General features: G+C 47.4%; 22 protein-coding genes. 18 read left to right on the top strand and 4 right to left on the bottom strand.

The window, feature by feature from the left end; genetic code table 11:
• The first annotated feature begins 2 nt into the window (after positions 1–2).
• The 3 genes from H8S80_RS31365 to H8S80_RS31355 all read left to right on the top strand — a co-directional run bounded on the left by H8S80_RS31365 (position 3) and on the right by H8S80_RS31355 (position 4,155).
• Positions 3–1,724, top strand: a complete 1,722-nt coding sequence (locus H8S80_RS31365; protein ID WP_055650248.1) for a LytS/YhcK type 5TM receptor domain-containing protein — start codon at positions 3–5, stop codon at positions 1,722–1,724.
• Positions 1,725–1,758: 34 nt separating this feature from the next.
• Positions 1,759–2,481, top strand: a complete 723-nt coding sequence (locus tag H8S80_RS31360; RefSeq protein WP_055650249.1) for a LytR/AlgR family response regulator transcription factor — start codon at positions 1,759–1,761, stop codon at positions 2,479–2,481.
• Positions 2,482–2,715: 234 nt separating this feature from the next.
• Entirely contained in the window at positions 2,716–4,155 is a 1,440-nt protein-coding gene (locus tag H8S80_RS31355) for a carbon starvation CstA family protein (RefSeq protein WP_055650250.1), read from the top strand.
• A 139-nt stretch (positions 4,156–4,294) separates the two neighbouring features.
• Here the strand turns inward: H8S80_RS31355 and H8S80_RS31350 are convergent, their stop codons facing one another.
• Together H8S80_RS31350 and H8S80_RS31345 are read right to left on the bottom strand one after the other, a co-directional pair.
• On the bottom strand, positions 4,295–4,963 hold the full coding sequence (locus H8S80_RS31350) for a potassium channel family protein (RefSeq protein ID WP_055650251.1): 669 nt from the start codon (positions 4,961–4,963) through the stop codon (positions 4,295–4,297).
• Positions 4,964–4,973: 10 nt separating this feature from the next.
• Positions 4,974–6,278 (bottom strand): TrkH family potassium uptake protein, encoded by a 1,305-nt coding sequence (locus H8S80_RS31345; RefSeq protein WP_055650252.1) that lies wholly within the window; start codon positions 6,276–6,278, stop codon positions 4,974–4,976.
• Between the two features lie 631 nt (positions 6,279–6,909).
• Here H8S80_RS31345 and H8S80_RS31340 point away from each other — a divergent pair.
• Genes H8S80_RS31340 through H8S80_RS31330 form a run of 3 tightly spaced genes read left to right on the top strand, consistent with a single transcriptional unit; the run spans position 6,910 to position 7,809 of the window.
• Positions 6,910–7,296: a hypothetical protein gene (locus tag H8S80_RS31340; protein WP_148510763.1), complete on the top strand. Its 387-nt coding sequence runs from the start codon at positions 6,910–6,912 to the stop codon at positions 7,294–7,296.
• Positions 7,227–7,670: a sigma-70 family RNA polymerase sigma factor gene (locus tag H8S80_RS31335; RefSeq protein WP_055650253.1), complete on the top strand. Its 444-nt coding sequence runs from the start codon at positions 7,227–7,229 to the stop codon at positions 7,668–7,670. The genes H8S80_RS31340 and H8S80_RS31335 overlap by 70 nt, the downstream gene beginning before the upstream one ends.
• Positions 7,627–7,809 carry a helix-turn-helix domain-containing protein gene (locus H8S80_RS31330; protein ID WP_055650254.1) on the top strand — a complete coding sequence of 61 codons (183 nt, stop codon included), beginning with the start codon at positions 7,627–7,629 and terminating at the stop codon, positions 7,807–7,809. The genes H8S80_RS31335 and H8S80_RS31330 overlap by 44 nt, the downstream gene beginning before the upstream one ends.
• Before the next feature lie 53 nt (positions 7,810–7,862).
• Here the strand turns inward: H8S80_RS31330 and H8S80_RS31325 are convergent, their stop codons facing one another.
• Both H8S80_RS31325 and H8S80_RS31320 read right to left on the bottom strand, forming a co-directional pair.
• Complete coding sequence (locus H8S80_RS31325) at positions 7,863–8,012, bottom strand: hypothetical protein (protein ID WP_172682260.1); 150 nt, start codon at positions 8,010–8,012, stop codon at positions 7,863–7,865.
• A 31-nt stretch (positions 8,013–8,043) separates the two neighbouring features.
• Positions 8,044–8,799, bottom strand: coding sequence for a M23 family metallopeptidase (locus H8S80_RS31320; RefSeq protein ID WP_055650255.1), 756 nt, complete (start codon positions 8,797–8,799; stop codon positions 8,044–8,046).
• Between the two features lie 484 nt (positions 8,800–9,283).
• Between H8S80_RS31320 and H8S80_RS31315 the strand changes: the two genes are divergently transcribed.
• The 12 genes from H8S80_RS31315 to H8S80_RS31260 all read left to right on the top strand — a co-directional run bounded on the left by H8S80_RS31315 (position 9,284) and on the right by H8S80_RS31260 (position 18,653).
• Positions 9,284–9,490, top strand: a complete 207-nt coding sequence (locus H8S80_RS31315) for a helix-turn-helix domain-containing protein (protein ID WP_055650256.1) — start codon at positions 9,284–9,286, stop codon at positions 9,488–9,490.
• A gap of 128 nt (positions 9,491–9,618) precedes the next feature.
• Positions 9,619–10,917, top strand: a complete 1,299-nt coding sequence (locus H8S80_RS31310; protein WP_055650275.1) for a tyrosine-type recombinase/integrase — start codon at positions 9,619–9,621, stop codon at positions 10,915–10,917.
• A gap of 655 nt (positions 10,918–11,572) precedes the next feature.
• Positions 11,573–12,394 (top strand): ParA family protein, encoded by an 822-nt coding sequence (locus H8S80_RS31305; protein ID WP_117440275.1) that lies wholly within the window; start codon positions 11,573–11,575, stop codon positions 12,392–12,394.
• Positions 12,351–13,280 (top strand): ParB/RepB/Spo0J family partition protein, encoded by a 930-nt coding sequence (locus H8S80_RS31300; protein WP_006059569.1) that lies wholly within the window; start codon positions 12,351–12,353, stop codon positions 13,278–13,280. Before H8S80_RS31305 ends, H8S80_RS31300 begins: the two co-directional genes overlap by 44 nt.
• Before the next feature lie 11 nt (positions 13,281–13,291).
• Positions 13,292–13,564, top strand: a complete 273-nt coding sequence (locus tag H8S80_RS31295; RefSeq protein WP_117440310.1) for a DUF5720 family protein — start codon at positions 13,292–13,294, stop codon at positions 13,562–13,564.
• A gap of 22 nt (positions 13,565–13,586) precedes the next feature.
• Entirely contained in the window at positions 13,587–13,781 is a 195-nt protein-coding gene (locus H8S80_RS31290; protein ID WP_008818008.1) for a hypothetical protein, read from the top strand.
• A gap of 67 nt (positions 13,782–13,848) precedes the next feature.
• Positions 13,849–14,727 (top strand): DUF6017 domain-containing protein, encoded by an 879-nt coding sequence (locus H8S80_RS31285; protein WP_117440276.1) that lies wholly within the window; start codon positions 13,849–13,851, stop codon positions 14,725–14,727.
• A 36-nt stretch (positions 14,728–14,763) separates the two neighbouring features.
• Complete coding sequence (locus H8S80_RS31280; protein ID WP_002589066.1) at positions 14,764–15,531, top strand: BRO family protein; 768 nt, start codon at positions 14,764–14,766, stop codon at positions 15,529–15,531.
• A 23-nt stretch (positions 15,532–15,554) separates the two neighbouring features.
• Complete coding sequence (locus H8S80_RS31275) at positions 15,555–15,866, top strand: DUF5720 family protein (protein ID WP_008723307.1); 312 nt, start codon at positions 15,555–15,557, stop codon at positions 15,864–15,866.
• Positions 15,867–15,966: 100 nt separating this feature from the next.
• A complete protein-coding gene (locus H8S80_RS31270) occupies positions 15,967–16,467 on the top strand; it encodes a PcfB family protein (RefSeq protein WP_008723309.1) in 501 nt (166 codons plus the stop codon).
• Positions 16,464–18,293 carry a VirD4-like conjugal transfer protein, CD1115 family gene (locus H8S80_RS31265; protein WP_186850389.1) on the top strand — a complete coding sequence of 610 codons (1,830 nt, stop codon included), beginning with the start codon at positions 16,464–16,466 and terminating at the stop codon, positions 18,291–18,293. The genes H8S80_RS31270 and H8S80_RS31265 overlap by 4 nt, the downstream gene beginning before the upstream one ends.
• A 219-nt stretch (positions 18,294–18,512) precedes the next feature.
• Entirely contained in the window at positions 18,513–18,653 is a 141-nt protein-coding gene (locus tag H8S80_RS31260; protein WP_007037419.1) for a Maff2 family mobile element protein, read from the top strand.
• Positions 18,654–18,754 lie beyond the last annotated feature (101 nt).

Here is an 18,754-nt window from a genome sequence, read left to right as displayed (position 1 = left end):
CCATGCCGGACAACCTTTTCCTCTCCCTGCTATTCAATATCGGATTTCTAATTTTCCTGGCCTTTATTCTGACCAGAATCCCCACTGTCAGGAATATGTTAACATGCGAAAAATTATCGGTTCCTAACCAGCTTTTGGCCGCCGTCCTGTTTGGCTTTGTCAGCATACTTGCCACTTACACAGGCATAGAGACAGGGGGCGCAATCGTCAATACCCGGGTAATCGGCGTGCTGTCCGCCGGTCTGCTGGGCGGGCCTGTAATCGGAATCGGGGCCGCGCTGATTGGCGGTATCCACCGGTACTTTTATGAGGCCGGACAGTTGACCGCTGCCGCCTGTGCAGTGTCAACAATGGCAGAAGGCATGATCGGCGTTGTCTGCTCCAAGTATTTTCACCGGGGAAAATGGGACAACGGAATGTTGTTTCTGCTTACAGCGATCACGGAAGTCTGTCAGATGCTCCTGATTCTTCTGATTGCTCGCCCATTTTCCGCCGCCCTCGAAGTGGTGAAGGAAATTGCGCTGCCAATGATTATATTAAATTCCTGCGGCATGGTGGTGTTCATCGGCACCTTCCGAGCGCTGTCCATGGAAAAGGATAATGAAAGGACCAGCGGAATCAGCCTGGCGCTGCATGTGGCAAGCCAGTGTCTGCCGCACCTCCGCAAAGGGCTGGATAGTCCGGAAGATATCAAGGCGGCCGCCGATATCATCCTTCAGTCTACCTCCTGTTCGGCCATCATGATTACCAACCGGGAACATATCCTGGCGTTTTCCTGCGCTTCGGGAAACCGGGACTTTACTGCCGTTGAAAGCCTGCTGAATGTCCAGGTAAAGAACTCCATGGAAGGACAGAAAACCATCTGCGTGTCGGATGTCAGTGCTTCCGATCCGCTCGCCCCTGTAATTAAGAACTATGTTTTGATAGCGGTTCCCCTCACAAGCCGGAGCCAGGTATCTGGCTGTCTCTGTCTGTTTTATAAAAAGCGCTGGCACAGGTCCCAGTCCCGTATCGTCTTTGCGGAAAATCTCTCCGCTCTGTTTTCCACCCAGTTGGAGCTGGCGGATTTAAACTATGAGAAAAGCTTGCGTCGCAAAGCGGAAATTAAGGCCCTACGCTCCCAGGTCAACCCTCACTTTCTGCACAACGCGCTAAACACAATCTCCTGCATGTGCAGGGAAAATCCGGAGCGGGCCAGAGAGCTGTCGCGGACACTTTCCGTGTATTACCGGCAGACCCTTGAGCCACATCACGAAATGACGGACTTACATACGGAGCTGTTCCAGGTCCTCCGCTATTTAGAGATGGAAAAAGCACGCTTTGAGGAAAATCTGTCGATAGAGACAGATGTACCGGAACAGGTAAACTGTTCCATCCCATGCTTCATCTTACAGCCATTAGTCGAAAATGCCGTGCGCTACGGCGCCGATAGGACAGGGCTTAGAACCGTCGCAATACGCGTCCGCCAGACGCCGGCAGGAATAGAGATTGAAGTAGCCGATCACGGTCCTGGAATGCCTGAATACATTGCAGAGGCCATTTTATCCGATCAGGAACCCGGAAAATCCTATGGTCTTTATAACGTCCACACCCGGCTGAAAAAAATATACGGACCGTCAGGCGGTCTTACCATACAGCATACGGACGGAGAAACCAGAATCTCATTTTTGATTCCCATTTCCGCTCCCACTCACAGAGCCGGAGATTGGGTACCTGCGGAATAGACGTATTCGAATAATGCAAGAGGAGGCGCTGTGTATGAAGATAGCAATAGTCGATGATGAACGTCCCGCCAGGAGCGAACTCTCGTTTCTGATAACAGATATCCTTCCTGAAGCCGAAATTCTGGAAGCAGCAAGCGGGGCTGCGGCTTTGGAGCTTTTTCTCTCAACCCCGGATATCGGTCTGGCGTTTCTGGACATCAACTTAAACGACATGGAGGGAACCACATTGGCCGCCGCCATGCAGAAAATTCTCCCGGAGGTGCCGGTTGTTTTCGCCACCGCCTATTCCGATTATGCCGTGAAGGCATTTGAGCTGAATGCGGCCGATTACATACTAAAGCCCATTGAACCGGACCGCCTGCGGGCTGTCCTGAAAAAATGTATGGCTGTTTCCAACACAACCCCGTCCGTTTCCGACCCGATGGAGAGTAAAATCGCCATCCGCTTTAACCGCAAGGTAATATTTACAGATACCAGAGACATTATCTACATTGAGACCAGCGGCCGCGGCTGTAGGATTCACACCCGGACCAGCAGCTATGCGGAAAATGTACTGATTGGCGATTACGAAAAAAGGCTTACCCACCTGGGCTTTTTCCGTATCCATAAGAGCTATCTCGTCAACCTTGCATTTGTCTCCGAAGTATTCCCCTGGGCCAACAACGGACTGGCCCTGAAGCTGGACGGTTGTGGCTCTGAAATTTTTCCCATTGGAAGGGAAAAGACAAAAACCTTCCGTCAGAGAATGAGGATATAAGGATTGCCCTCTTTTGGCGGCGGTCCTTTTTATTGGTGACGGTGACTCGTGCGCAGAGCGTGCGAGTGATCGTTTCACCCAAACATCGAATCCCGCCTTTTCATCTGCGCTGTATGCGCCGAAGTCTGCTGTTTACGCTCCGAACTTCACATTTCCCACAAAAAATATTTTCATTTTTTATGTTTTCTGTATAATAAGACCATAAAATAAATTTAAAAAAAGGAGGCGTAACGTATGATTAGTTTCTTTATCTGTCTGTTCCTGTTAATCGGCGGATTCTTTGTTTATGGTAAATTTGCCGAGAAAGTGTTTGGACCGGATGACCGCCGCACACCGGCAATCGCCATGGAAGATGGCGCGGACTATGTACCCATGGGAACCGCCCGCATTTTCCTGATTCAGCTTTTAAACATAGCCGGGCTGGGACCCATCTTCGGGGCACTGGCAGGCGCGGCCTGGGGACCATCTGTATTCTTATGGATTACCCTGGGAACCATTCTGGGCGGCGGCGTTCACGACTACATGATCGGCATGATGTCCATGCGCCACAAGGGAGCCAGCGTGTCTGAGCTTACCGGCATGTACCTGGGAAATGGCATGAAACAGGTCATGCGCGTATTCTCCGTTGTTCTCCTGGTCTTGGTAGGCGTCAGCTTCTCCACCGGCCCGGCTAACCTACTGGCAATGCTGACCCCGGAAGTGCTGGACATGAATTTCTGGTTAATTGTAGTTCTTGTCTATTACTTCTTTGCAACCTTTGTACCGATTGATAAGCTGATTGGAAAGATTTACCCGATCTTCGGAATCTGCCTGATTGTAATGGCTCTTGGCGTTGGCGGGATGATTTTATTCAGCGGCAACTACACGATTCCTGAAATCACCCTGCAGAACCTTCATCCCAATGGAACGCCCATCTGGCCGGTTATGTTCATCTCCGTTGCCTGCGGCGCTATTTCAGGCTTCCATGCCACCCAGTCCCCATTAATGGCCCGGTGCATGAGAAGTGAAAAGAGCGGACGAAACGTGTTCTATGGCGCCATGGTCGCGGAAGGCATTATCGCCCTGATCTGGGCGGCTGCGGGAGCTGCATTCTATAATGGCACCGGCGGGCTGCTGACCGCCCTGGGACAGGGGCAGGCGTCCGTGGTATATGAAATCTGCTTTACCCTGCTGGGACCCATAGGGGCAGTAATCGCAATGATTGGCGTTATCGCCTGCCCAATCTCTTCCGCGGATACTGCTTACCGAAGCGCCCGTCTTACCCTGGCTGACTGGTTTAATTTCGATCAGAAGCCCATTAGGAACCGTCTGATTTTAACCGTGCCGCTGTTAGGCGTAGGAGCTTTCCTTACACAGATTGATGTGCAGATCATCTGGAGGTATTTCTCCTGGAGTAACCAGACCCTTGCTATGATTGCCCTCTGGGCGGCCAGCGTCTATTTATTAAAACGGGGAAGGGCTTATCTTGTGACTGCGCTGCCGGCAACCTTCATGTCAGCCGTATCCTGCACCTATATTCTGATGGCAGAGGAAGGAATGCGCCTGTCCACCTCTGTTGCCTACCCGATAGGAATTTTGTTTGCTGCCGGGTGCCTGGGAATGTTTACCTATAGCTGTATTATGAAAAAAGGGAAAAATATGGCGCTTCCTGTTGGAGATGTGAATTTTGATTAGATTCTGGCTCTGCGTTTTACGCATGGTTTAGAATAAATAAAAGACTGTCAGCGGCTTGCTCTCCTCCCCCTGGGAGGCCGCTGGCAGTCTTTTTGTCTGCTTAGCTTCATGTTCCTGCTTACCTGTCGCTTCGCCACTTCTAATCGCCTAAGTCCATTTCAAACCGTTTAATATTTTCAACCCTTCCAATCACCACAATGATATCGTCCTCTGCAAAGCGGTACTGTGGCGACACCTCGATATCCGTCGTATGCTCCCGCTCAATCGCAATAATATTCAATCCATATCTCTGCCGGATATTAAACTCCTGCACGGTAATTCCAACCATCTTGGACGAAACGGGAAGCTGCTGGATCTCCACATCGTTGTCCAGCGAGATATAATCCAGAAAATTGTTGGACACCAGCCGTTTTCCAAGCCTTAAAGCCATATCCCGTTCCGGGTAGACGACTTCTGCTCCTATTTTTTCAAGCACAGCCCCCTGATCCCGGCTGATAGCCTTGGCAATCACCTGGGGGATACCCAGGCTCACTACATTTAAAGTAGTTAGAATACTGGTGTCGATTTTTTCCCCGATACAGATAATCACCGTGTCACAATTCTGTATTCCCATATCCTCCAGCGTCTCCTTTGACAGATCCTCTGCCACAAATGCGTGCTCCGTATAATGCCGCAGCTCCCTGACCTTGCTCTCGTTACAGTCAACAACGATTACCTCCTTGCCCGCTTCCGCCAGGCTCTTCGCCAATGCCGTCCCAAAACGGCCAAGTCCAATCACACCGAACGTGGTATGCTTCATATTCTTCATTCGTATCTCCTTAACCTATAATAATGGATTCCTCTATATACCGGGCATGAGGCGCCGGCCGGCATACCCACATGGAAGCAAGGGTAAAGGCTCCCAGCCTGCCGATAAACATAATCAGGATAATCAAAAGCTTACTGAAGTTCCCCAGCTCCGGTGTGATCCCGGTAGAGAGTCCCACGGTGCCAAAGGCCGATGTCACCTCAAACATCAGTTGGATAAAGCTATATCCCGGTTCCAATATGCAGAGCAGTAATGTTCCGCCGCACACCACCAGCAGGGACAGAAATGCAATCATATAAGCCTTGGAAATCCCTTCTGCCGGTATACTCCGGTGAAACGCCCCATAGTGCTTTTTTGTCATAAGGCTTCTCACAGAGACAAGCAGGGCGAAAAAGGTACTGGTCTTGATACCGCCGCCTGTCGATCCCGGAGAAGCGCCGATAAACATTAACATAGCCAATATAAATAATCCTGCGTTGGAGAATTCCCCGATGGGATAGGTGGAGAATCCCGCTGTACGCGCCGATACACTCTGGAAAAATGCCCCCAGCCAGGATATATCCTCGGTTACCTTCAAAAGCAGGGTTCCTGTAATCAGCAGAATCCCGCTTGTCGTAATAACAACCTTTGAATGAAGGCACAGCTTTTTAAAGGACCTCATCTTCAAAACATCAAGAATAACCAGGAAGCCAAGCCCGCCAAATATAATCAGGCCGCAGGTAACAAAATTCAGTAATACGTCCGACTGATAGGGAATCAGATTTTGCAACCCTCCCAAAATATCAAATCCTGAGTTGTTAAAAGCAGCAATCGAATGGAAAATACTGATTTCCATAGCTTTTAAAGGCGGATAATCCTGAACAAACACTATGAAGCTGAGAATCGCTCCCACAGCTTCAAAGAACAGGGTAGTAAGCAAAATTGCCTTAATCAGCCTTACAACGCCCTTAGAGCTGTCTACATTCAAAGCTTCCCTTACCAGCAGCCGCCCCTTAAAGCCTACCCGTTTCCCGGCTGCCAGAATAAAGCCCACGCCCACAGAGGTAACACCCAGTCCCCCAATCTGAATCAGAAGGGCAACCACAGCCCGTCCGAACGCGGTAAAATGGTCGGCGGTATCTATTGCAATAAGACCCGTGACGCATACCGCGCTTGTGGCTGTAAAAAGCGCGTCGATTACCCCTACCTTCATGCCAGGGTTCACGGATATCGGTAACAGAAGCAGGAAGGTCCCAAGCAGGATCACTGTTGCAAAGCCTAACGTAATTAATCGGCCCGGGGGCTGTCCTTTTAAATATTGAAATACACGGTTCATAATTTTACCATTGAAATTCCGACATATACGCTTTTTCCACGAAAAAAGCACATCTCAGCCGCAAAAAAGCGCAAGACGTGCGTATGTCATAGCCAATCAAATTTTGAACGTATGTACACGGGGCAGCGTCGCCTGCGGCGTTGTCCATGGTATGGTATTCCTCCTTTCTGCATGGCAGATATTGGGCCTATTATACGGGACAACAGGCAGAACCGCAAGCCAAAATTTGTTTATTTATAAAAAATTCACGCTATCTTTATACTTATACGTTTTCATGGCTGAAATGAACCGGAACACAAAATTTGTCGAACGGTCTTATACTTTACTCACAATTAACTTACGTTTATCTAATACTTTTTTTATAAAATTAACTTATGGCAGCTGAATTAAAGCATAGGAGGAGAAAACACAGCAATAGTACCACAATAGAATACTGATATGTCAATAGGGGGACTTGTCATTTATAAAATGATGGGATCTCCCTGTTATATTTTGAGGGATTTCCAATATTGTAACACCACAATCACATATATCGGCAGGGTGGCAGCTCGTGTTGCCAAATCCCGGACATGAGAGAGGATGAGACGCCGCCTGTGTGCCGTCCGCATAGCTGCGGGCCAGGAGCAATGTTATGGATAAAAAAACTATCCACAACATTGAGCTGTTCAAAAGCCATACAGCTCCACGACACACAGCTTTCAGGATACATGACCCAATAGGACTTTTTAAATTACTTCAAGAAAAAGTATCTGTCTTTTTATGGATACCACCACTTTTAAGAAGTGATGGGCTTACTATTGAACTTCTCAATGTATCAGTCAGAAAAGCAGCCGTTTACGTTTATTGGCGTAATCACGGTTGCTTTCTCTGTTTTAAGGTTTCCGCCCGTTGCCGCGGACCACCATTTTCAAAAATTTTACAAAAATTCTTGAAAATGGAGGAAAGGCCATGTGGCAGAGAAATAATGGACAGAGCGAAGCAGAGAAACTGCAGAACCGTTTTACATCTTATCTGGTAACCGCTGTAAACAGACGCCGGAAGGATTACATGAACCAGAGGAGCCGAAGAATCTGTATGGAAAGTTACCTGGAGGACGAAGCCTGGTATTTAGAATTTGACAAACAATTACATAGTAACCTGCCGCTGCTTTTGCAGCTGGAAAATGATGCGCTTGTGTCAGCACTGAAACAGATCACGGAGCGGGAACGGCACGTTTTTCTTTCTCATGTCCTGGAGGACAAGGGCTTTGAGGAGCTTGCCACAGAGTTAGGAATAACCTATAAAGGAGCAGCCGCAGTTTATTACCGTGCGCTTCAAAAAATCAAAAAGAAGATAGGAGAAGATAGAGATGGATTTCATGGAACTGCTGAAGCAGGCAAAGACCGGAAATGAGCCGGCTATTGCTGAGATTATGAAGATGTACCGACCGCTGCTTATTAAGAATTCAATTATTGACGGCAGCTTTGATGAAGATTTGTTCCAGGAGCTTAGTATTACGTTGTTAAGGTGTATCAGACAGTTTAGAGTTTAAGATAAGGGGCTTCGGATTATTAATCTCCGAAGCCCTTAATCCTGAGCTTTAAACTATTTCTTATCTTTATTTTTAAGCTTAGTTAAGGAACCAGATATCAATCCCAAAGCTACTCCAAGTGCTAAATTATTAATCGCAAGGCCGGCTATCACTCCTAAAGCTAATCCTAATCCAAACCTGTCATCTGAATCTGTTTTTTTCATCGTCAATTCTCCTCTGTAAACCCCGGCTTATTTATCCAGGTCTGTCATTAAAGTTGCTAACTGTCTGCCCAACTCCGATATACGGCGGATAATGATTTTCTACCGTTTCCTTCAAGTATCTGTCATCGAATTTCTCATAATTCAGAGTATCCTTCACAATCAAATTCTCAAATTCTATCGGCAGCCCGGGAGAGGAATAAAAGCTTTTCCCAAGCTGCACCTGAAAATGGAGATGCGGCTCCGAGGTGTTCCCGGAATTTCCACATTCCGCAATTTTTTCTCCCCTTTTTACGGATTGCCCCACAGAAACCTGTATGCTGTCCGGTTTTAAGTGTGCTGACAATGTGTATTCCTGATCAGAATGACAAATCAGAATATAATTCCCTCTAATATCCCGGGCTTTACATGAAACAGCCCTGTTTTTCGTGATTCCGCTGTCCAGGTTCCCGGTACAAATTTCCGCAACACTGCCATCTGCAGGAGCCAGGATATCCCTGCCATAGCAATAAAACGAGCCTGCCTCTGTCTCATCCCCCTTAAAGCTGCTTCCAGTGTTATCCAATATTATAAAATCATAAGCATACCTCTGCGTTGGTATCTCCCAGGAATGTGAGGTTTTTTCAGTTACTCCCCCATTTGCAACCACCCATTCACCATCAAATGGAAGAGAGTATTTTACCTGCGTATGATAGTTTTCAATATTGGGAAGATTGCCGTGATATTTATATTCCAGCACAATCATTCCCCACAGCTGCTTCAGTGACTGGATCAATATAGCACCGCTCATTTATGTAATAGCACCTCCCCCAGTTCTGGTTGAAGCAATTATACCAGATAACCGGGAAGAAATGAAGCAATATATGGTTTTTCATAATATCAGGATAAATATTTTCTCTTTTGCAGAAATATCTTAACCGCCCCCTATTTATATAGTGTATAGCTTAAAACCGCGATACCAGATATTGTTATATTCCTTTTGCACCTTGACAATCCCATACCCCATTCCAGGAGTTATACAGGCGTTTCGGACAGTATGCGATGACCCTTTGAGCGTGCCCGTTTCTTAATCCGTGCATAGCACAGCCTGCCAATACGCGGCATAACTTTGGCGCAGGAAATGACCTGGAGTGTACATTCAAAAATATTACTATCAAAAATAATCTGCTAATTGCAGTTGAAAAGTCGTAGGTTCACCTCGTATAAGATATATGGAGAGCAACAGACAGGGATTGTGCTGATTCCCCCTTCAACTGCAAAAGAAAGGAGTAAACATGGCAGTTGGAGAATTTAACCACGACAAACAAGCCGTTTCAGAAAAGCGAACCTACTCAGTTCAAGAAATTGCAGACATCCTGCAGATCAGCCGCAGCATGGCATACAACCTTTGTAAACAGCCGCTTTTTAAAACGGTCAAGGTTGGCAAATATGTCAGAGTCTCAAAACCCTCCTTTGATGAATGGCTTGACACACACAAATAAGAAGGAGAATCAGTATGGCATCTATCGTAAAGCGAGGTAAAACATATTCCGTAGTATACTACGAAGGGGAAGGAAAAAAACGTCAGCAGAAATGGGAATCCGGACTGACATATTCCGCTGCAAAAGCCATGAAGGCAAAAATTGAGCATGAACAGGCACAGCAGACTGCAGGTGACGAATCAAAGAACCGTCTTAAAGAAATGACCATCAGTGAATTTCTATATGAGTTCATAGAGAAGTATGGATATAAAAAATGGGCTGCCTCAACCTATGATGGCAATGTAGGGCTGTTGGAGAATTATGTCCATCCTCATATAGGTGATAAAAAGCTTCTTTCTCTCACAACCAAAATGATTGATGATTATTACGACTTTTTAGAAAAGGAAGCGGAGCCTGCCACAAATATGGGGAAACCCACAAGAGAACACATTACAGCGTCCACAATCCATGACATTCACAAAATCCTGCGCTGTGCCTTTAATCTGGCCGTGCGCTGGGATTACAGAAAGAAAAATCCGTTCCTTAATGCAACTCTTCCAGAGCATAAAGAACAGGAGCGGGTAGTCCTGGAGCCTAACCAAATCCTAAAGGTTTTAAAATATACCTGCCGCCCTGACAATTACGATTACTACCTGATTCACTGCGCCGTATTAATTGCCATAGGCTGCACGATCCGCGGCGGCGAAATCGGCGGGCTGCAATGGGACCGTGTCCATTATGAGAAAATGATATTTCACATTGACAGAGCCATTGACCGGATCAGTAAGAAAAACTTGAAACTGCCCAAAGTAAGGATACTGTTTAAGTTTCCCAATCTAATTCCCGGAGCGAAAACCTGTATTGTCCTAAAGCAGCCTAAAACTGATAATTCTGCGCGAGATGTAGATGTCCCGCAGATGGTTCTCAATTCGTTACAGATACTAAGACAAATGCAGGAAAAATTAAAGGCAGAATTAGGCTCCGATGGATATATAGACTACAATCTGGTAATCTGTCAGGCAAACGGCCGCCCAATGATGACTGAGCATTTAAACAAGCGCTTTAAAGAGATTCTGGTAGAAATGAATGATCCGGAAATTAAAGCGGAAGAAATTGTATTTCACAGCCTTCGTCACACAAGCGCCACTGCAAAGCTGTTTGTATCCCAGGGAGACTTTAATTCAGTCATGCAGGCCGGAGGCTGGGCAAACTTAGAGATGCTTACCAGACGTTACGGCAAACATTCCTTCCAGGACAACCGTGAAAAGCTTGCTCACAAGATGGACGACTTCCTTGGCAATGGCCTGGAAGAAGCAATCGGAAACGATGGCGGAACCGGCATCGCCCAACCCGGCGCAATAGAACAGGCGTTGCAAACCCTGTTTCAGACCAACCCTGATTTGCTAATACAAGTCATCCAGTCTGTCCAGTCTGCTAATAAAGAATAATTTTATTAGCAGAAAATTTTGGGGGCTGAAAAATCGTATTAGCAAATCAGCCCAAAAATATTTACCATGGGATCAAAAAAAGACCATTTTATTAGCAAACAGAATTTCATGTAAAAACAGCCCCAAACCATTCACCTCGTATTAGCAGACCCGGTTTTATTAGCAAGGACACAATTTTATTAGCAGATTTTAAAAGGTTCACCAAAAACAAAAAAGCCGAAAACCCAGTAAAATCAAGGCTTTCGGCGATGTGTCTGGTGTTCCTGAGCGGATTCGAACCGCTGGCCTTCCGCTTAGGAGATGGACCCAGTGCATATATTCCCTATCAACAGGGATAAAGAAAATGCAGTTATATCAAGGCTTTTCTCCATGTTCTCTATAAACCTTGTACAAGCAAAATCAAGCAAAAACAAAGGATTTTAGCCCCCTATTGTTTGCACTCTGTTTGCAAAGGCGCGAAATTTGGCGTTAGCCAAAAGTTCAATTCCCGTCGAGACTTAATTATATTCATGGTATCGTGGACATAGTTTACCATACATAGAGGTTCATTACAAGAGGTATTGAGCCAGTGAAAGTGCCTGTTTTATCTTTCTCAGGAAAGGTAAAGCAGGCACTTTTTTTCATATCTAAACTTAGAAAGAAATGAGGTGAAATCATGAATACACAGATTATTGCCATAGCCAACCAAAAAGGTGGTGTCGGCAAAACAACCACTTGTGCCAATCTTGGAATTGGTCTGGCGCAGTCCGGGAAGAAAGTCCTTCTGATTGACGGAGACCCACAGGGAAGCCTGACCATCAGCTTGGGCAATCCTCAGCCTGATAAGCTGCCCTTTACACTGTTAGACGCTATGGGCCGTATTTTGATGGATGAACCAATTCGTCCCGGCGAGGGTATCCTGCACCACCCTGAGGGCGTAGACCTGATGCCTGCGGACATCCAGCTATCTGGTATGGAGGTATCTCTGGTAAACGCTATGAGCCGAGAAACCATTCTGCGACAATATCTGGACACGCTGAAGGGGCAATACTCCCATATCCTTATTGATTGCCAGCCCTCCCTGGGTATGCTTACGGTCAATGCACTGGCTGCCGCTAATAGGGTTATAATCCCCGTCCAGGCAGAGTATCTTCCAGCTAAAGGTTTGGAGCAGCTTTTGCAAACTATCAATAAGGTTCGCAGACAAATCAATCCCAAGCTGCAAATTGATGGGATTCTGCTGACGATGGTAGACAGCCGAACCAATTTTGCCAAAGAAATCTCCGCTCTTCTGCGCGAAACCTATGGCAGTAAGATCAAGGTGTTTACATCAGAAATTCCTCATTCTGTCAGGGCTAAAGAAATCAGTGCTGAAGGAAAAAGCATTTATGCCCATGATCCTAATGGCAAAGTGGCTGAGGGCTACAAAAATCTGACGAAGGAGGTATTGAAACTTGAAAAGCAGCGCGAAAAAAATAGAGCTGGCCTCAGTAGATGACCTGTTTTCTACAGAAGAAAGTCGGCAAGACGAGCAACTGGAAAAAATTCAGGAAATTCCCCTATCTGAACTGCATCCGTTCAAGGATCACCCCTTCAAGGTCAAGGATGATGATGCAATGATAGAAACCGCAGACAGCATCAAAAAGTATGGTGTGTTGGTTCCTGCGATTGCCAGACCACTGCCTGATGGCGGTTATGAGCTGGTAGCCGGTCACAGACGCCGCAGAGCCAGCGAATTGGCCGGAAAAGAAACCATGCCTGTCATTGTGCGCGACTTGGATGACGATGCTGCCACAATTATTATGGTTGACAGCAATTTGCAGCGAGAAAATCTGCTCCCCAGTGAAAGGGCTTTTGCCTACAAAATGAAGCTGGAAGCCATTAAACATCAAGGAGCAAGAACAGACCTGACTTCTGTTCAAGTTGAACAGAAGTTGAGCGCCAGAGACCAGGTGGCAAAAGAAGCCGGTGAACGAAGCGGTATCCAGGTAATGCGATATGTTCGTTTGACTGAACTGATTCCAGAGCTTTTGGATATGGTGGATGAAAAGAAAATCGCATTTAACCCAGCCTATGAACTCTCTTTTTTGAAACCGGACGAACAGCAAATGCTGGTGGAAACAATGGACTATGAGCAGGCTACCCCTTCTCTCTCTCAGGCTCAGCGAATGAAAAAGTTCAGCCAGGAAGGGAAATTGTCAGAAGATGTGATGCTTGCCATCATGTCAGAGGAAAAAAAGGGTGATCTGGATAAAGTGACCTTGAGCAGCGATACCTTGCGAAAGTATTTCCCCAAAAGCTATACACCGGCCAAAATGCAGGAAACCATTATTAAACTGCTGGAACAATGGCAGAAAAAACGCCAACGAGATCAGGAACGATGAAGGGAGAGCCTATGAAAGATATTGCAGCAAGGGAACTGAAAGGCCACAACATTCTTGCAGTGGAGCGATTTTGGGACAGCACTTTCTGGATGATTGAGTTTACTGTCTTGCGCCCTACTGCTTATGGAGAATCTGGTGACGAAATGAGGCTTTTTCTCACAGAGGACGGGTATCAGTCAGCTCTGCAAAGCCAGCAGCGTCGAGAAATCAAAATTAAGAGATATGCCCATGTTATTGAGGGGCATATCCTCGACTTCAAGCCTAAAAAACACCGTCGTTCATAACCGATACAACGAAAGGAAAGGAATGAATATGTGTACTGTAAGAGAAATCCGAGAAGCTATTCAAGAAGATTGCCGCTCACAGCGTGATATGGAATCCACCGAGATTGACCGTGTTTTTCAAACCTTACCATTTTCTCAGGAAAGGGATCTGTTTGATAAACCACCAATGCCAAAACGCCCCTACCGACGCAAGAAAAAAGATACAGACAGACCCTAACCGCTGCCACAATTCTTTTATGAATTGCGGCTTTTTTCATACCTGAGAAATGAAAGGAGTGAAGTAAATGGCTGTTTTTCGTGTAGAACGCACTGGCGATTACACGGTTATGAGCAATTTTCATCTAAAAGACAAACGACTTTCTTTGAAGGCAAAGGGTCTCTTGTCGCAAATGTTATCTCTGCCTGATGACTGGGATTATACGCTGTCAGGACTCAGCTATATCAATCGAGAAAGCAAAGATGCAATCCGCTCTGCTGTCAATGAGCTTGAAACAGCCGGATACATTCTGCGCAGACAGACAACTGATGCTTCTGGTAAATTCGCAGCCAATGAGTATACCATTTTTGAGCGTCCCATCGAGGGAGAACCGATGTTGGATAAGCCGTTGTCGGAAAACCCGATAACGGTAAACCCGTCAGCGGTAAATCCGTTACCGGAAAATCCAACACAATTAAATACTAAGAAATCAAATACCCAAAAACAAAATACTCATGGATCAAATACCGATTCCATTCCCTTCCGGGAAACAGCGGCGGTAATACCGCCGGAACGGAAAGGAAGGGATGCGATGTCTGTCACAGAGATAGAAAATTATCGGGAATTGATTTTGGAGAATATCGAGTATGATTGTCTGAAGCAGCGTTATCCTCTCTACCTGGATGACCTGAATGAGATCGTAGAGCTGTTGGTAGAAACGGTCTGTGCCAAACGAAAGACCACCCGGATCTCTGGTGCGGACTTTCCTCATGAAATTGTACGCTCCCGCTTTTTGAAGCTGGACAGCTCTCACATCGAGTTTGTCATGGACTGTCTGCAAAAGAACACCACCCAGGTACACAACATCAAGCAGTACCTGCTTGCAGTGCTGTTCAACGCTCCTACCACCATGAATAACCACTACACTTCACTGGTAAATCACGATATGCACGCAGGCGGCTGGTAATCAGCCGCTTTTGTATTACACCAAAGGAGGCACAGCATGAATCAGATTGAAATTTTCAATAGTCCAGAGTTCGGAAGCATTCGCACTTTGGAACAGAATGGCAAAGTATTATTTTGCGGTACAGATGTGGCAACAGCGCTGGGATATACCAATCCACGCAAAGCCGTCCGCGACCATACCAGGGGTGGAACGAAATGTTCCATAGGGGTCCAGACTGGGAAAAAGGCAGATGGAAGCCCCGCGGTACAAATGGTCGAAATGCTCTTTATCCCCGAAGGTGATCTATATCGTCTGATCGCCCATAGTAAACTGCCGTCAGCGGAACGGTTTGAACAATGGGTGTTTGATGAAGTTCTACCTGCCATTCGCAAGCACGGAGCCTATCTCACAAAAGAGAAGTTGTGGGAGATAGCCACTTCTCCGGAAGCTCTGATAAAGCTCTGCTCCGAGCTGCTTGCTGAGCGGGAAGAAAATGCGTCGCTACGAGAGGAAAATGCCCTGCTGGAGAGTAAGGCAGCCTTTTATGATTTGTTCATCGACCTCAATCACAGTACCAACCTCCGCACCACCGCCAAAGAGTTGCTTGTCCCGGAGCGTCGGTTTGTCCGTTTCCTTCTGGAAAAGCGTTTTGTGTACCGCACCGCATCCGGTAATGTACTGCCCTATGCAAAGCCAGCCAATGAAGGACTGTTTTGTGTCAAAGACTACTGCAATCACGGGCATATCGGCTCCTATACGCTGATAACCCCGCAAGGCAAACTCTACTTTGCTCAGCTGAGAGACATGATTTTGATGGTTGTATGAGAGTGGGAAAGGAAGTGAGTTTTATGCCAGAAGGCAAAACAATCGGTCAGCTGATGGAAGAAATGCGCCAGAAAGCTGGAGCGCAGAACTATCACGGCCATGACTACATGGATCTCCAGCGATTTGCTGAGAACACCCGGCACATGATTATTTTTGATGTGCTGACGCATGACTCCCCGGTGGGCTGGAAAGGTGAACGAACCCGCCTGTTTTTGTCAGATAAGGGCTATGAAAAAGCTCTGGACAGTCAGGCAAAGGGACAGATCAAGATTCTCAGTCATGCAAAGGTCAGAAATGGAGATTTGCTCTATGACCGTTCTGAGCAAATTCGTTGAGGGCGGTTCGATGAAGAAATACCTTCTCCGGCGGCTGGTGGTCCCGCCTTAGAAATAAATGCACCACCCCTGCACATTTTGTGGAAAGGAGGCGATGAAAATGCAGGAAGAAGTGGAAAACAGGACTTTAACGCTGGTTGTCAGCGGAACAAAGTTCACCGGCAGGCTGCTCAAAGCCGCCATCAGCAAGTACCTTGCCCACCGCAAGGAAAAGAAGCTGCAAAAGCAGAGAAGCCGTGACGCGCCTGTGAAGCCCCAGGGCAAGCAGACGGTGAAACAGCTGATTGGTCAAAACCAAGGGGTTTCCAACATCGAGATCACCGACCCCTCCATCAAGGAGTTTGAGAAGATCGCCCGGAAATACGGCGTGGACTATGCGGTGAAGAAGGACCGCAGCAGCTCCCCACCCAAGTACCTGATCTTTTTCAAGGGTCGGGACGCGGATGCCCTGACCGCTGCTTTTACCGAGTACACCGGGAAAAAGGTCAGAAAGGCGGAGAAATCCGAGCGCCCGTCCGTGCTGGCAAAGCTGAGCCAGTTCAAAGAACTGGTAAAACACGCCGTCGTGGACCGGAACAAGCGGAAGGAGCTGGAACGATGAAAAAGCAGCTGAACATCAAAAAGCTCATTTTGCTGAATCTGCCGTATATCCTGATGGGGCTTTTCTCCACCAACTTCGGTGAAGCGTGGCGGGTGGCCGTGGGTGCGGACGCTTCGGCAAAAATGCTCTCGTTCTTCTCCACGCTGCCGGTGGCGCTGGCCAGCTGGTGGCCCAGCCTGCACCCGCTGGACCTGCTGGTGGGCCTGTGCTGCTGCGGCGGCCTGCGGCTGGCTGTGTACCTGAAAAGCAAGAACGCCAAGAAGTACAGGCACGGCATGGAATACGGTTCCGCCCGGTGGGGAACCCATGAGGACATTACACCCTACATCGACCCGGTATTCCAGAACAATGTGATTCTGACGAAAACGGAGAGCCTGACAATGAACAGCCGCCCCAAGGACCCAAAGACCGCCAGAAACAAAAATGTGCTGGTGATTGGCGGCTCCGGTTCCGGTAAGACCCGCTTCTGGCTCAAACCGAATCTGATGCAGATGCACAGTTCCTATGTGGTCACAGACCCGAAGGGAACCATTTTGGTGGAGTGCGGAAAAATGCTCCAAAGGGGCGCACCCAAGCTGGGGAAAGACGGAAAGCCTATGAAGGATAAGCACGGCAAGGTCATTTATGAGCCGTACCGAATCAAGGTCCTAAATACCATTAACTTCAAGAAGTCCATGCACTATAACCCTTTCGCCTATATCCATAGCGAAAAGGACATCTTGAAGCTGGTAACAACGCTGATCGCCAATACCAAAGGCGAAGGCAAGGCCGGAGACGATTTCTGGGTAAAAGCAGAAACCTTGTTGTACTGCGCGCTTATTGGCTATATCCATTATGAGGCTCCGGTGGAGGAACAAAACTTCTCCACCCTCATTGAGTTCATCAACGCCATGGAAGTCCGTGAGGATGACGAGGAGTTCAAAAACCCCGTAGACCTGATGTTTGATGCACTGGAAGCCGAGAAGCCAAACCACTTTGCGGTGCGCCAGTATAAGAAATATAAGCTGGCCGCCGGAAAAACAGCCAAGTCGATTTTGATTTCCTGCGGCGCTCGCCTTGCCGTGTTCGACATTGCAGAGTTGCGTGAGGTCACGGCTTATGATGAGCTGGAGCTGGATACTCTGGGAGACAGGAAAACTGCCCTGTTCCTCATCATGAGTGACACTGATGACAGCTTTAATTTCCTTATATCCATGTGTTATACCCAGCTGTTTAACCTGCTCTGCGAAAAGGCCGACGATGTGTACGACGGCAGACTGCCGGTTCATGTGCGCTGTCTGATCGACGAGTGCGCCAACATTGGCCAGATACCCAAGTTGGAAAAGCTGGTGGCCACTATCCGAAGCCGTGAGATCTCCGCCTGTCTGGTGTTGCAGGCGCAGAGTCAGCTCAAGGCGATTTATAAGGATAACGCAGATACCATTATCGGAAACATGGATACTTCCATCTTTCTGGGCGGTAAGGAGCCGACCACTCTCAAGGAGCTGGCCGCCGTGCTGGGTAAGGAAACCATCGACACCTACAACACCGGAGAGAGCCGTGGGAGGGAAACATCCCATTCACTCAACTATCAAAAATTGGGGAAAGAGCTGATGAGCCAGGATGAGCTTGCTGTTATGGATGGCGGCAAGTGTATCCTCCAGCTGCGCGGTGTGCGTCCTTTCCTTTCGGATAAGTACGACATCACCAAGCACCCCAATTTCAAGTACACTGCCGACGCGGATGACAAGAACGCTTTTGATATTGAAGCATTCTTGTCCGCAAGGCTGAAACTCAAGCCCAATGAGGTCTGCGATGTATATGAAGTAGACACAAAGGGCGCTTAATTTCGTTCCGCTTTAGAAGGGAGTGATCTTATCTATTCGCCGCATCTGCCCTCTATGGGCCATTGGCGTACAAAGCGGACAATCGCGAGAAAAAATAATGAAAAAGGAGGACAGCCGGAATCATGCCCCCGGAAACCGGGCGGCAGATTGTTCCGGCTTTTGTATGCCTATGAAACATGACAAACCTATTTTTTAATCAGATTCCGGCTAACAAACTATATGGCATTTTTTGAACAGGCAATCACCGTTCTTCAGACCCTCGTTATCGCGCTCGGTGCCGGTCTCGGTATCTGGGGCGTTATCAACCTGCTGGAAGGTTACGGCAACGACAACCCCGGCGCCAATGCTCATGTGCGGTAAAGTAACACACAAGAATTTGATAGACAGCCTTCACTATTCAGAAAAATTAACCAAAAAAAAGCAAAATTGAATTTGATAATTGATATAATAGCTAAAATATG

The organism is Hungatella sp. L36 (genome assembly GCF_014288035.1).
Note: the sequence above shows the minus strand (reverse complement) of the source record. Positions and strands in the feature narration are given on the sequence as shown.